This is a genomic window from Coprothermobacter proteolyticus DSM 5265 (assembly GCF_000020945.1).
Lineage (GTDB): Bacteria > Coprothermobacterota > Coprothermobacteria > Coprothermobacterales > Coprothermobacteraceae > Coprothermobacter > Coprothermobacter proteolyticus.
In genome coordinates, this window is sequence record NC_011295.1 from 546,081 (window position 1) to 560,246 (window position 14,166).

Annotated in this window: 7 protein-coding genes; 5 read left to right on the forward strand and 2 right to left on the reverse strand. The window is 46.7% G+C overall.

What is annotated here, in order from left to right; all coding sequences use genetic code 11:
- Positions 1-90 precede the first annotated feature (90 nt).
- Both panB and COPRO5265_RS02795 read right to left on the reverse strand, forming a co-directional pair.
- On the reverse strand, positions 91-849 hold the full coding sequence (gene panB / locus COPRO5265_RS02790; protein ID WP_012544332.1) for a 3-methyl-2-oxobutanoate hydroxymethyltransferase: 759 nt from the start codon (positions 847-849) through the stop codon (positions 91-93).
- 4 nt (positions 850-853) lie between these two features.
- Complete coding sequence (locus COPRO5265_RS02795) at positions 854-1,657, reverse strand: DUF2520 domain-containing protein (protein ID WP_012543805.1); 804 nt, start codon at positions 1,655-1,657, stop codon at positions 854-856.
- Between the two features lie 525 nt (positions 1,658-2,182).
- Between COPRO5265_RS02795 and COPRO5265_RS02800 the strand changes: the two genes are divergently transcribed.
- The 5 genes from COPRO5265_RS02800 (at position 2,183) to COPRO5265_RS02830 (ending at position 14,110) form a co-directional block, all read left to right on the forward strand.
- Positions 2,183-3,355, forward strand: coding sequence for a DNA double-strand break repair nuclease NurA (locus COPRO5265_RS02800; RefSeq protein ID WP_041736038.1), 1,173 nt, complete (start codon positions 2,183-2,185; stop codon positions 3,353-3,355).
- A 381-nt stretch (positions 3,356-3,736) separates the two neighbouring features.
- On the forward strand, positions 3,737-5,536 hold the full coding sequence (locus tag COPRO5265_RS02810; protein ID WP_199906641.1) for an ATP-binding protein: 1,800 nt from the start codon (positions 3,737-3,739) through the stop codon (positions 5,534-5,536).
- Positions 5,537-5,948: 412 nt separating this feature from the next.
- Positions 5,949-9,338, forward strand: a complete 3,390-nt coding sequence (locus tag COPRO5265_RS02820; protein WP_012544262.1) for a site-specific DNA-methyltransferase — start codon at positions 5,949-5,951, stop codon at positions 9,336-9,338.
- On the forward strand, positions 9,335-12,754 hold the full coding sequence (locus tag COPRO5265_RS02825) for a DEAD/DEAH box helicase family protein (RefSeq protein ID WP_012543525.1): 3,420 nt from the start codon (positions 9,335-9,337) through the stop codon (positions 12,752-12,754). Before COPRO5265_RS02820 ends, COPRO5265_RS02825 begins: the two co-directional genes overlap by 4 nt.
- A gap of 48 nt (positions 12,755-12,802) precedes the next feature.
- Positions 12,803-14,110, forward strand: coding sequence for an acetamidase/formamidase family protein (locus COPRO5265_RS02830; protein ID WP_012544713.1), 1,308 nt, complete (start codon positions 12,803-12,805; stop codon positions 14,108-14,110).
- Positions 14,111-14,166: the final 56 nt, after the last annotated feature.

A 14,166-nucleotide genomic window follows, 5' to 3' on the forward strand; every position in this document is an offset into this window, starting at 1 on the left:
AATATACACAACTATGTGGTTTATTAATTTAACTGCAAAAGTTTGTAATCCAAATCTTTTAACAGCAAGCAGCTTGTTACTTTCTTGAAGCTACAGCTTGCCTTGTTCCACGTCGTTCTTGTAACTGCTTACTGCCTTTTTCAGCTCTGCTCGCAAGTCAAAGTAAGGCTTGGCAAAAGGTGGCCTGTCCTTGGTCAGCCCCATGAAGTCGTGGAGCACCAGTACCTGACCGTCACATTCAGGCCCAGCTCCAATGCCGATGGTAGGTATTTGCACCAGCTCAGTTATTTCCTTAGCCAAAGTGGCGGCCATGTTTTCCAAAACCAAAGAAAAAGCACCTGCTTCATAAAGGGCCTTTGCACTGCGCTTAAGGTATTCCGCATCTGATATGTCTTTACCACGCTTGCCATAACCCATAAGTTTGGCGCTTTGAGGTGTAACGCCTATGTGTCCCATGACTGGTATGCCAATTTCTGTAAGCCTGCGTACCAGGTGAGCGACTTCCTCTCCACCTTCAAGTTTCACAGCGTCGCAGTTGGTTTCCTTCATAACCAGTCCACAGTTTCGCAGGGCTTCTTCAACGCTTATCTGGTAGGACAAGAAAGGCATATCAGCCACCACAAAGGTGTTGGGAGCACCGCGTTTTACCATTTCGGTGTGGTAAATGATTTGATCCAAAGTCACCGGTAAAGTGGTCTCCTTGCCTTGAACCACATTACCCAAGGAGTCGCCCACAAGCAGAGCATCCACGCCAGCCTCTTCTAAGGCGCTGGCAAAGGAAAAATCGTAGCAGGTAAGCATGATTATTTTCTTACTGCCTTTGAGTTTCTTAAACTGAGTGGCGTTCATTTTATTAAATGCCTCCCTCCATTATGATTTCCGCCAGCAATCGGTAAACCAAAGACCATTTTTCGCTAAGTGTGGAAGCCTCTGCATCTATAACTTCCATGTCTTTCCTCACTGCAGGCCCTGTCAAACTGTCTTTACCTAATTTCAAGTAGTTTCTCAGTGTTGTTTCAACAATTTCCTTCACAAACAGTTTTTCAGCATCCAGTTCGCCGCTGGAGTGTTCATTACTAGGCGCATCATCATCATCATAAGCAGGTGTGACGCCAGCTTCTCTTAGCAGCTCTCCGCCTTTAATCATGAGCACATCCACGTAGTTGGAAAGCAGAACAGCTGCCGTGTGGTAAGTGGTCTTTTTTTGAGAATCGATTCTATGCAACCTTAGTGGAACAATGCTGGCAAGTTCTGCTGCAATCTGCTCAGCCTCCCTGTTTCCCTCAAAGGTTGCCAGTGCATTAACCAGCAGGTTGTGATCTTGCTCAGGTATGGGCAGCCATGGGTGAAGCGATCCGACGTAATTCGCCATAGGCTCAATTACACTGGAAGGGTGGAACCCACTGGTATGAAGAGCAACTGTGAAGCTTTGTGAAAACTGCTCAGCCACGTTTTTCAAGGCTTTATCAGATACTGCCACAAAAGCAAAATCGCCTTTCACTTGCGTCGGGTCACTAATGGCGACTGCACCCACTTTCTTTGCCAAAATGCTGGCATTTTCAAAGGTTCGATTCCAAACGCGCAGACTTCCCATCTTCATTAAGAAAGGAGCAAAGGCTCCCGCCACGCGACCCGCACCAATAAGCACTATGTCCATTTTATGCCTTTATTGTACAACCATTTGCAGTTTTAAGTTCTCTTTCACATACGCCATTGTCTTTTTTGGTCGCTTTACTTGTAGAAGTTTCAGTTTGAATAGTTTCGGTCACAAGTTACTGAGTAATTTAGCGTAACTAGTGAAAAATGCACCCATGTGGCTTAAAATTGTATGAAATGGGGCGTACTTAACTAAGGCGAGGGATTTTGTCGAAGTTTCGGTTACAGCTCATTCTTGTTTGATGGTCATTGGTGGTGTGGCAGAGTTCACGCGAGCAAGTGTTTAACAATGCTGGGTGAGTGTGTGTGTGTATATGTGTGTAACGCTGCCCACGTGAATGTTCTGTGCATGTTCTGAGCATGTTATGCGCAAGCCGATGTGCAAACGGCTCTCGTGACCAGACACTGCTTACACACAGAAGAATGGAATCGCACAGGTGTCACGGTTACTGCAATTCCACCTTGCCCTGCTGCGGTTTGTTGGGAGGAGAAGAGATGCGAAGTACCGAAAAGGGTGGTGTTGGCTTTGGTTGACGAGCCCTTTGATTTCCAAACGGGTTTTACTGAGTTACCCATGGGACTGGTGGAGGATTTGCTGTCACAAAGTTCCAAATTGGCCGAACACGTCAGAAAACAGATCCAGGAAATGCAGCAAGTTAAGAAAGAAGTTCGTGAGCAGTTGAAGCGTGAGGGTGTGTTGAGGCGTGACGGGGATTTTGGGTACTATGACGTACCTACCAGCTGCGGAGTGGACGGAGCTTACGCCACTGAGCGTTTGCTCGCTTTGGACTTCGGCGTTGCTGCCGCTGTTGCCGTGGAAGGTATCATACCGCCCTCCGCAAGAAGTTATTGGTCAGACCCTCAACACAAGGCTCATGCTGATGCTTATGCACACAGTGACGACACCCCAGTAATCTTACGGGCGCTCATGATGGAATTTGAACTGGAACTGGCTGAGCAGGCTCCTCATGATGTGGTGTTCCTGGACGGTTCCATGGCCACCCCCATCATACTCATGGATCAAGCCATAAACCGTCTCATCGAGCAGACTAAACAGGGAACTTACCACGCCTTGGCGGTGAAGGTGTTGGAGGGGTTTCCCACCTACTTAAGAGATTACCTAAGCATAAGCTCAGGAAAAAGGTCTGATAAGATCTGGGTTGCTTCACCTAAATACAGCTCAAATCGTGAGTTTGGGAAAGTTCTCCAATGGCGTATTCCACTGGACGATCGGGCCGTGTTTACCTATGTGCTGGAAGCGGGAGAGTTTGCCGGCCCTGTTCAGGTGCAGCGGCCAGCTAGGATGTGGCACCTCTCACCACCGGATGAAAACGACGAAGTAACAAAACAACAAATTGAAAAACTCATCAATCAGCTAACTTCACTGCAAGTGCTCTACTACAGACCAACAGCCATGGTACCTGCCATGCGTCTGGAAGTGCCTGCACCCGTGGCTACAAACGACACCAGGTTGGCCATGCTTTTACAGGCGGTTAAACACCAGTGTATGACTCCCGGGGTTATGGAACCTTTTCCACTTTACATGGCTGATCGCATGGTGAAGCACATTGGTGCTGCTATGCCGGCTCTGAGGCAAAATGCGACTACTGCATTGACCGAAGATGGCATTGAGGCATTTGACATGGACAACGTTTTCTTCAGTTTGCACGGCTACAGGAGCGAATCTGGTGGTTACTAAAATGTGGTGCGGGTATTCGGGCAGGGAAGAACGTGTAGAAGAATATGCGAAATATGTAAAGCACGTAAATTACGTGCACACGACCCGGAACAGAAGAACTTTTACAGCATGTGGAACTGAAACACGGGAGCATGTTAACACAGTGTCGTTATTTCCTGTGTCGACCGCGATGAGGCAAAGTGCTGACCACTTTTGCAGCGGTTCAGGTATGACCGGAATGACAGGTGTGGCAGGTATGACAGGCATGAATAACCAGATCGCGGAGCCGGATTTTGCATGGTGCCATGATGAGTGAACGCTGCCAATTATGCTCACATTTGAATCCACGTGTCTCTAATCCCAGTGTATTTAAGCGGGGTTTTCATAAGGTGAAAACATGGATTGAAAGGAGGCATAAAGGATTTGGGCAAGTATGAAGGGGAACAAATAAAAAAGCTCATGCAAAGGGCCGAACGCGTGGGGACTCTGGGTTCTCCATCTAGTACCGGTACGCTCAGTGTGGAAATACTAGAAACCGCAGTTTCCAAGAAACTTGTTGGCGAGATGATTTTGTTCAATTTTATTCAAGATAGCAAGGAGCATTTCGGTCTCGGACAAATAAACGAGGTCATACTTAAGAACAAATGGCTTGAGGATCCCACAATGAGGGCGTTAGCTCGGAGGCGTGGAAACGTGAACCAAGTTAGCGGCATGCAGGATACTCACCGGGCTGATGTCATGGTAAGTGCGGTTTTTGGGTTGGGTGAAAAGGGTTTCGAGCCAAGCGTATTGGGTACTGTACCACCTACTGGTACCATGCTTCACTTGGTTAACGACGAGATCTTGGATTTACTTCTAAACCGCTACAAAAACGAAATCTTCTACCTGGGTCGCATCTATGGTTCTGAGACGAAACTGCCCATGTGGTTCAAGCATTTTGGCACAGGTCCGGCAGGTGCTGGTGAAGCTTATCACATTGGTGTGTTTGGCAGAACAGGCTCTGGCAAATCTGTTTTGGCAAAAATGATTACACTGGCTTATGCGAGGCACGCCGACATGGGTATTTTCATTCTTGATCCGCAAGGGGAATTTGCTTTGGGCCTTGGTGATGGTGCTCCCGGTATCAAATCCATGGGAAACGTTCTTTGTAAGCCGGTCTTGCGTAAACTAGGACGTGAAGCTGTGGTTTACGACATTGAGAACATCTTGCTCCAGGATTGGTACTTGTTTACTCATTTCTTGAAGGAGTTTGGGTTTTTTAGTGACCTTGGCATAAAGTATGAGGATTACCAGGAAATCGCTGCGGATTACTTGGAGGATTTTTTACGTGACAGCGGCACCGTAAGCTTTCAAAACCTGAGTGAAGAAACGTTGTTACCTGTTCTGGATTACTTGTACAGAGTGGCTGAGAAAATTTACGCGGGAAAAGCTGGTTACGACCGAGTGCGTTCAAACGTGGATGAGCTAAAGCAGAAAATGGAGGAAGGCACCTTTTCACGCACTCAAAGAACATGGAACACTGTTATCCGGTTTTTTAAATGGAGTAGCGGAAAAAAAACTCCTGCTCAGATCATCAACGACCATGTTTTAACCCCGGAGAAAAAACCTGTTGTTGTCATCGATCTTTCGAAGAAAGCTGAAGGGGTTAGCGAAATAAGTTGGAACGAGTCCATAAAACCGCTCATCATTGGTACTTTTCTTGGTGCCCTGGTTCGCGAGGCAGAAAATCATTACAAGGAAGGAAAGAGCCTGAACACGTTGGTGGTCATTGATGAAGCGCATCGCTTTGTACCCAGTGGCCGACTGGAAAACAGGAACAGTGAATCAGTAAGGCGCACTTTGATTGATGCAGTGAGAACCACAAGAAAGTACGGTCTGGGGTGGATGTTCATAAGTCAAACTTTGTCAAGCTTGGACCGGGAAATAGTGGAGCAACTCCGCATAAGCTTCTTTGGTTTTGGGCTTTCCATGGGAAGCGAACTTCGTTCGCTGACTGAAATCATTGGTGGTTCGCAAAGTGCCATGAACCTGTATCAGTCGTTCCGCGATCCCCACAGCTCATTCGATTTGGAGTCCAGGCAGTACTCGTTCATGACAGTGGGTCCAGTTTCGCCATTGTCCTTTGCTGGTACGCCATTGTTTTTTAATGCTTTTAACGATGTGGGTGAGTTTCTGCGTGCTAACAACTTGGAGATTTACTGATCGCTGCTGGTATGTGCTTTTTTGTGTGTGGACCCCAAAGGATTTCTATTTCGGTGACGGTGGCTGGAATGGCTTTTTTTCGCGTTTAACGTTCAAGTTTAATAGTGGTGATTGAACGCGCTTATGCGGGCTAAAATCACTCATGTGGAGTGTGAAGTGCCGACTATGAAGTGGGAACTGACATGGTTCATGTAATAGCTGTTTCCAGGGTTTCTAAGACCAAGAGTTTTAACGATTATCAAAACTGTGTGGTGTTGTTTCCACTGGAAGGTGACGCTCGCCCCTTTGGGATCATTTGGGAACTTGTAAATCGTACTTACCTGCTTAGCGCATTGATGCTTTGCATCCCACAATGCACAACAAAAAACTAGGAATACAAAGGAGTAACGTGGAAAGGGGGACTTAAATTTCCATGAAGAATGAAAAAGTGCGTAGTAATGGCGCAAACAATGAAGTGCTGGGAAAGCTGCAGAATTTGTTGAAACAGCTTTTTGAAATTGATGCATCATCGGATTTGGATTTCGGGATTTACCGCATTTTGAATTTCCGCAGACGTGAAATCAACAAGTTCATTGAAGAGCGACTGCCACAGCGTGTGAATGAGGCCTTTGCGCACTTTGCTGCTCATACTGAGGAGGAAATAAACAGGCGTATGGCCGAATTGCGGAGGAAAATCCGGGAAAACTTTGGTGAACAGGCTGTCGACGCCAATGGCACCTTGAAGCAGGAATTCAGGAACACGCCACTGGGCCAGGAATACGAACAACTTAGCAAGCAGCAAGCTGATGCAGTGGCCGTGGAAGATATGAAAACAAGGGTTTACAATGATCTTTACACGTTTTTCAGTCGGTATTACGAAGATGGGGATTTTGTGCCTCGTTACCGCTACAGCATACGCGGGCACAAGTACGCCATTCCCTACAACGGCGAGGAGATCAAGCTGTACTGGGTGAACAGTGGGCAGTACTACACAAAGACGGGCACATTGTTCCGCGATTACACCTTTGTTGCTGGTAACACAAGAATCGTATTCAGATTAAGTGAAGCAACTGAAGAACTCGGTTCAAACAAAGCCACAAATGACCGGTTTTTCGTGCTTGACTCAGAAGAGCCGATCGTCTTTGAAACTGGACCCAAAGGGGAAGACGGCAAATCCAGAACTGTGGTAGTGCGTTTCAACTACAGAGAACTTTACGAGGGCGATGCATGGTTTCAGCACATACAGGGTTTGTCGGCAAAACCGTCAAATGCCAGTTCTAATAATGAAAGTAGTGGCAAGGTTGAGGAAGTAGAATCCTGGGAAGAGGAAAATTATGATGAGGACGAAGGTACTCAACTTGGTAGTGGTACTGCTCGAACCACTGTAAGAATCAAGCAGGACAACTTAACCCCCCTTTTGGAGGAAGCCATCATTGACGCTGTGGCAAAAGAGGACAAAATGCTTGCTGATTGGTTAGCTGAGCCAGTTCAAAGAAATGCTGGGCCGGACCGTCGGCAGGAAGGTGATCAGCAACAAAATAGGAGCCTGCTTGGTTATCACTTGCGCCGTTTCACTTCAAAGAACAATCGTGATTACTTCATTCACAAGAATCTGCGTGCATTTCTGAATGACCAACTGGATTACTTCATAAAAGCTGAGGTACTTGATACGAGCACTTTGTTGGAGCCGAATGAGGTCAATAAGCACTTGAGCCGGGCTGGCGCGGTAAAGGAACTTGGCACTGCCATCATCGATTTTTTGGCTCAGGTTGAAGATTTCCAAAAACGGCTTTGGGAAAAGAAGAAATTTGTTATTAAAACCGATTACGTGATCACACTGAACAGGCTTGCTCAGTGGACAAACCCTGAGTTCATGAAATACGTGGAAGAAGCCGTACTTGGGAACCAGGAGCAGCTAAGTGAATGGAACACCATGTTGGCATTGAATCCTGAGACCACTCGTTGGACTCGCAAAAGTCTGCTCAGGGGTGGAAGTGCAAATGACAGCGAGCTGTGGAGTGCAGGGGTTGGTAGCGATGCACTTAGGCCGGAAATGTACAAGCCACTACCTTTGGATACTGCTTATTTTGATTCAGAGTTCAAGTGGCGTGTGTTGGCCGAAATAAGCAAAAGCGTGGGACTGGATGATGCACTTGATGGTTTGCTTGTGAAGAGTGAGAACTTCCAGGCTCTGAACACGCTACTGGGTAAGTACAAAGCCAAAGTCCAGACCATTTACATTGATCCGCCATTCAACAAGGAGCAGGATGCTGACTTTCTCTACAATGTGAAGTACAAAGATTCCACATGGGCAAGCATGTTGGAAAACCGCCTGCGGCTTGGACGAGAAATGCTTAGTGAGCGCGGCAGCATCTTCGTGCGTTGCGACTACAACGGCAACTGGATTGTAAGGCCTTTAATGAACGAGATTTTTGGAGCAGAGAATTTCAGGAACGAAATAGTAATAAGTAGAATAAGCAAACAAGACCCGAAAGTTAAGCGATTTAATACTGCAACAGATTCTTTGTTTTTTTACTCCAAGACAATAGGTTCTCCTTTTAATCTTTTATTCAAAAAACTGGCAAAAAACAAAGAAGAAAGATGGCATGCCATGGATTCACAAGGAAAGGGGCAACCACTTTATATTTTTGGCTATTTGCTTAGTCCACCAAATAATCGGCACTGGACATATGGGCAAGAAAAAATAAAACAAATGGAAAGGGAAAAAACAATAAGATTGAAATGCAAGAAATGTGGATACATTCATACCTCAGGTATTTGGAAAGGATGTCCAGAATGTAAGAATCGAGAAGATGTTAAGGTTGAATACTTGTTAGCGCCGACAGAAGTGAAACAAATTGATTCAAATTGGACTGATGTTCCTGGTTATTCATTTGTTACAGATTTCGCTACTGAAAACTCCGAGATTCTTCTCAAGCGAGTCATCGAATCAACTTCAAACCGCGGTGACTTGGTTATGGACTTCTTCCTCGGTTCTGGCACCACCACTGCTGTTGCTCACAAGCTGGGCAGGAAGTGGATCGGTGTGGAAATGGGCGAGCATTTCTGGACAGTGGTGCTACCACGCATGAAAAAGGTGTTGGCTTACGACAAAAGCGGCATTTCCAAGGAGCAAGATGTTAAAGAAACATACAATGAGAAAACTGCTGGAGGTTTTTTCAAATACCAAATCCTGGAGCAGTACGAGGATGTGCTGGATAACCTGGAGCTTAGTCCCAACGACAACTACCTTAGTTTGTTTCAGGACGAGTACTTGCTGAAGTACTTCTTAACCGAAGAATCGAAAAACTCTCCTTATTTGCTGCAGATTGAACAGCTCAGTAAGCCCTTTAGTTACAAACTTAAGGTGAATCTTAAGGAAGTTGGTGATCCGCAGGAGTTAGTGATTGACCTGCCTGAAACGTTTAACTACTTACTTGGGCTTAATGTGAAGTGCATGGTCATGAAAACAATGGGTGGCGATGGAGAAGCTGTCAGTGAAATTGGCGACGCAGTAGCAACACCGCTCATTGGCAATAAGTACTTATTTGTACTGGGTTTGGAACAAGAAAGTCAGCAGAAGGTAGCAGTGATTTGGCGTGATTGGCACAGTAAGAGTTGGAAAAAGACGGATTACGATGCCGACAAAACGTTCATTGTGGAAAGTCTTAAGGAAATTACTGGCGAAAACCTCACGTTGAAAACTGTTTACGTGAATGGGCAGTCCACCTTGACTCACAGTGATGTGAGCGGAGCTGTCGTCATGGCCATTGAGCCCGAGTTCAAGCGACTGATGGAATCAACTGGGGTGAGTTTACCGTGAGCAATGTGGAAAAGTACTTGGTGTTGAGCAAATACTTCATGCGTGAGGTTCTCGGTGTCCCCAGTTTGAAAAATGTCCGAGAAGTGCTCCTCAGGGCGAAACCCGGTGTGGACTCCGATGGTGTTACTTACTTTTGTAGGAAGCTCATCGATGAGCTGGACACCACATTAAAAATTCAACCAGATATGCTCATGGCCTATGACAAAAACATTCAGGAATATGTGGATTACATAAACAAACGCAGAAATAATGTGTCGTTGAAGTACTTCCAGTACTTGGCGCTACTGGTTACTGAGATTTATCTGGACCGTCTTACCAATGACACGAACCGGTTTGTAAGCGACTTGAACGAGTTTTTGCACACTTACAGCAACGAAGTCAAGTTCAAAAAGGAACTAAGCAACTTCACCAGTGAAGATCTTAAGAAGCTGGCTTTCTGGATGGCAACCGGAAGTGGGAAAACACTCATCATGCACATGAATTACCTCCAGTTCATGCGTTACAAGCCATTTGAACCAAGCAACATAATTCTGCTAACTCCTAATGAGGGGCTTTCCACGCAACACCATGAAGAACTGCGCATTAGTGGCATACCGGCCACTTTGTATCACGAAAACTTGCTTGCAGCAACTGGATCCACGGTAATCCCTGGGCAAGTACTGGTCATTGAAATTACGAAGTTGAAGGAAGAGAAAAGGGGCAGCGGAGTAACGTTGCCTGTGGATGCTTTTGAAGGGCGCAATTTGGTCTTTGTGGACGAAGGGCACAAGGGAAAGGGAAGCGAAGAGCGAGTTTGGGCACGTTTGCGAGACGCTTTGGGTTCCAATGGTTTTACGTTCGAGTACAGTGCAACTTTCGGTCAAATACTGAGTGAAAAAGATTGGACTACCATGGAGGAATACGCAAAGTCCATTGTTTTTGACTACTCCTACAAGTTTTTTTACAATGACCATTACGGAAAAGATTTTCGGGTCATGAACGTGAAAAAGGCTCCTTCATTGGCGCAGACGGACTATTCCCGCGTCATGTTCACTGCGAACCTACTCAGTTTTTACCAACAGCTTCTCAGTTACCAGAAGAACCGGGATTTGGCTATTCTGCACAACCTGGAAAAACCACTGTGGATCTTTGTGGGAGCCACAGTTCAGGGCGAAAGTTCTGATGTGGCATTGGTTACGCGGTTCTTCCGTGAAGCGGTGGATGGAAGCTTGAAGGACGTAGCTCGGCGCATTCTGAGTGGTGATTACTTGGATGATGAGGGAAACGATTTGTTCGGCGACCGGTTCGATGAACTTCGGAAGAATTTCATCGAACCACGGCAAATGGAAAGCGAACATGGCTCCGGTAATTGGTTGGATGCACTGTGGGATGATCTCATGCAGCGTGTTTTTCACGGTCGGGGTTCACTGCGAGTAGTTCAGCTAAGCAACGCTCCAGGCGAATTCGGGCTACGCGTGGGGGAAAACCCATATTTCGGCCTCATAAATGTGGGACAGGACAGCGGCCTTGTAAGGGCATTGAAAAACAACGGTTTTGAATTGGAAAAAGATGTTATCACGTCGTCCCTGTTTGAACAAATAAAGGAAACTGATTCCCGAATTAACGTGCTTCTGGGGTCGCGAAAGTTCATTGAGGGATGGGACACGTGGCGTGTTTCCTCTATGGGGCTTCTGAATATGGGGCGTGGCCAAGGTCCGCAAATCATTCAGCTTTTTGGTCGTGGCGTGCGCATCAAGGGAAAGAACATGACACTGCAAAGAAGCGGCCACCCTGACTTGAGCAATCTGGAAACGCTTTTCATTTACGGCATAAAAGCGAATTACTTGGAACAATTTCTTGAAGCCATAAGAAAAGAAGGTGTAGATTACGAAGAAATACTAGTTCCCATTCAAGCGCGGCATCAGGAAAGATGGAAAGAACTGGTTGTGCCTGTTCGCAGTACATCCAAACCGTTTGAAGAATGTGTGGTTTTGGTGTTGGGCGCTGAAGAAAACATCATGGATGACTATTATGGCGAAACAGTAGCAGGAGGAAAAGAAGAGGAACAGGAAGATGAAGAACACGGTGGGGTGGCCGGTGATAGCGGTACTACAACGGTCACACTGGATTTATCGCCGCAAATAAGTACTTATGATGGTTACCGGCCACGTGATTTGTCATCAACGACGGAAGCCATAGCAGGTGGTCAAGTTAAATTGGGAAAGGGAAGTACGTCACCATTGTTGTGGGATGAATATGCCGATTACGTGGATTGGGAAGCGGTTTTCTTGGAAATGTTGCGCTTTAAGGCATCACGCGGTTACTGGAACCTGGTCTTTGACGTGGATTCCTTGAAGCGTATCTGGAAAGACAACCGCCTCACCATTTACTACCCGGGCTTCGAAGTAAGGTCCATGAAAGACGTTGCCGATTTACGGGGCGTTGTTACTCAGGGTTTGAAAAAATACGTCGATGTGTTCTACAGCAAGCAAGAACGCCATTGGAAAACGAAAAACATGAAACCAGCTACTTTGGAGGAGGCAACTGGCACAAGTAGGCAACTGAGTTTGTTCACCGTGAATGAGGAACAGCCCAGCTACTACGTGGTCAAAGTTCCCAGTGACAACAAAACTGCCATTCAAAGGCTGAACAGCCTGGTTATGAACATGACGACAATGGTGACGACGAACACGCAGCTGAACGGTGCTGCAACCACACCTACTGGTGTTGGTGGCAATGCCACAAACAATGGCAAGAGCGATGATAACAGCAATCCCTTGTTGGTTTTAAATGAGTTGGTCATCGTGCCACTGCTCTCTCAGCGAGCACTGAATAATTTGGTCAAGAAAGCACAGCAGGATGAGGACTGGGAGGCACATCCGGCACCGCTGAATGAAGGGGAGGAAAAATTTCTAAGGGACTTGCACCATTTCGTGAGCGAAAACGACGTACCGGGTGGCTTCACCCCATATGTGATGAGGAACCAGTCCAGAACGGGAATTGGTTTTCAGCTGGAATGGGCGGGGTTTTACCCCGACTTCATTATTTGGTTGGTCAAGCCAGGTGAGCAGATCATAGTGTTTGTGGACCCACATGGCCTGGTTCACGCTCATGGTCTGGATGACGAGAAAATCAAGTTTTGCTGCAGTGGAATAAAAACCATTGAGAAGCAGCTACGGAAAAGAATGAGGAGTAGCAAAGCTGCAACGCTGGCTCCGCCACCAGGTACTGCGCCAGTTCCGGCCAAGGTAACTCTTGACGCTTTCATCATTTCGACGACGCCCTATGATGTCCTGATCAAACAGAGGCCCGACATGGATAAACCCAAGGCCTTGTATGAACAGAAGCATGTGTTGTTCCTTGAGGATAAGAGCTGGCCAGGGAAGATGCTTATAAAAGTAGTATTTGGTGACGACAGCAGCAAAAACGTGTTGTGAACAACAAGTTCAAAACATTTGGTAAGAAAAAGAGGAGATGAGACACAAATGGCAGACAAAGACTTTAAGCCCGTGGTGTTTGTGGACAAATTCACCGAAGGGGTGTTGGATCCCAATGAGGAAATGGAGTATTTTGTTCAAGATGGTGGTTACATTGTGGCAAACACGGCTCCTGGTTGTTGGGGTCCCATGTTAACACCCAAGCTAAAAGGCGGACACGAGGTTACCAAGCCCGTCTATGTGGAAGGGGCTGAAGTGGGAGACAGCGTAGCAATTTACATAAAAGACCTTCAAGTAACTTCCATTGCCACCTCGTCAGGCAAGGATGTGGTCATTGAGGGCAGATATGAAGGGGATCCTTTTGTGGCTAAACGATGCCCCAGTTGCGGCACGGAAAGACCCGAGACCAGAATAGAAGGTACAGGCCCAGATGCCATACGGTGTGCTGTATGCGGTGCTGATGTGGCAGCGTTCAAGTTCGAGAACGGTTACACCATTGTGTTTGATCACGAGAAAGGTATTGGAATAACCGTATCCGAGGAAATTGCACGTGCCATTGGAGAGAATCCCCGCTACTACATGCAAACGCCTGCAAATTCTGTGCAGAATCCTGTTGTTGTGCTGGCACCGCATGATTTGGTGGGTACTGTGGCAAGAATGCGCCCATTCCTGGGACAACTGGGTTCCACACCTTCCATTCCTTTCCCTGATTCTCACAACGCAGGTGATTTTGGCCAACTGCTTATTGGAGCAACCCATGAGTATGGCATGACCAAAGAACAGTTGGATGAGCACAGAACCGATGGGCACATGGATGTTAACATGACCCGCAAAGGCGCTGTGGTCATTGTACCAGTAAAAGTAAAGGGCGCAGGCATTTATTTAGGCGATATGCATGCCATGCAGGGTAACGGTGAAATAGCCGGCCATACTACTGACGTTGCAGGCATTGCCACTGTGCAGGTAAAGGTTCTTAAGGGCGTCACAGTGGAAGGCCCTATCATAGTTCCCAACGAGGATGATCTGCCACCCATGGCAAAACCTTTCACCGATGAAGAAATGGATGCTGCATATGTTTTAGCTGAGCAGTGGGGACAAAACCAGATTGAAGAAAGTTATCCGTTGTGCTTTGTGGGAACGGGAGCTACCCTAAACGAAGCCACCGATAATGGTTTGATGCGTGCTTCAAGGTTCTTGGGTATTCCCTATGCTGAGGTTCTGAACCGAGCTACAATCACCGGAGCCATTGGCATAGGTCGTTTACCTGGCGTTGCCACGGTGACATTCTTAGTTCCCATGGAACTGCTTGATAAAAAAGGCTTGCTTGATCTTGTACAGGACAAATACGGAGGTTAATGCCACAGGTAAGCCTCATTTGTGACGGTTTACACAGTTCATGTAAGGTGGGTTGC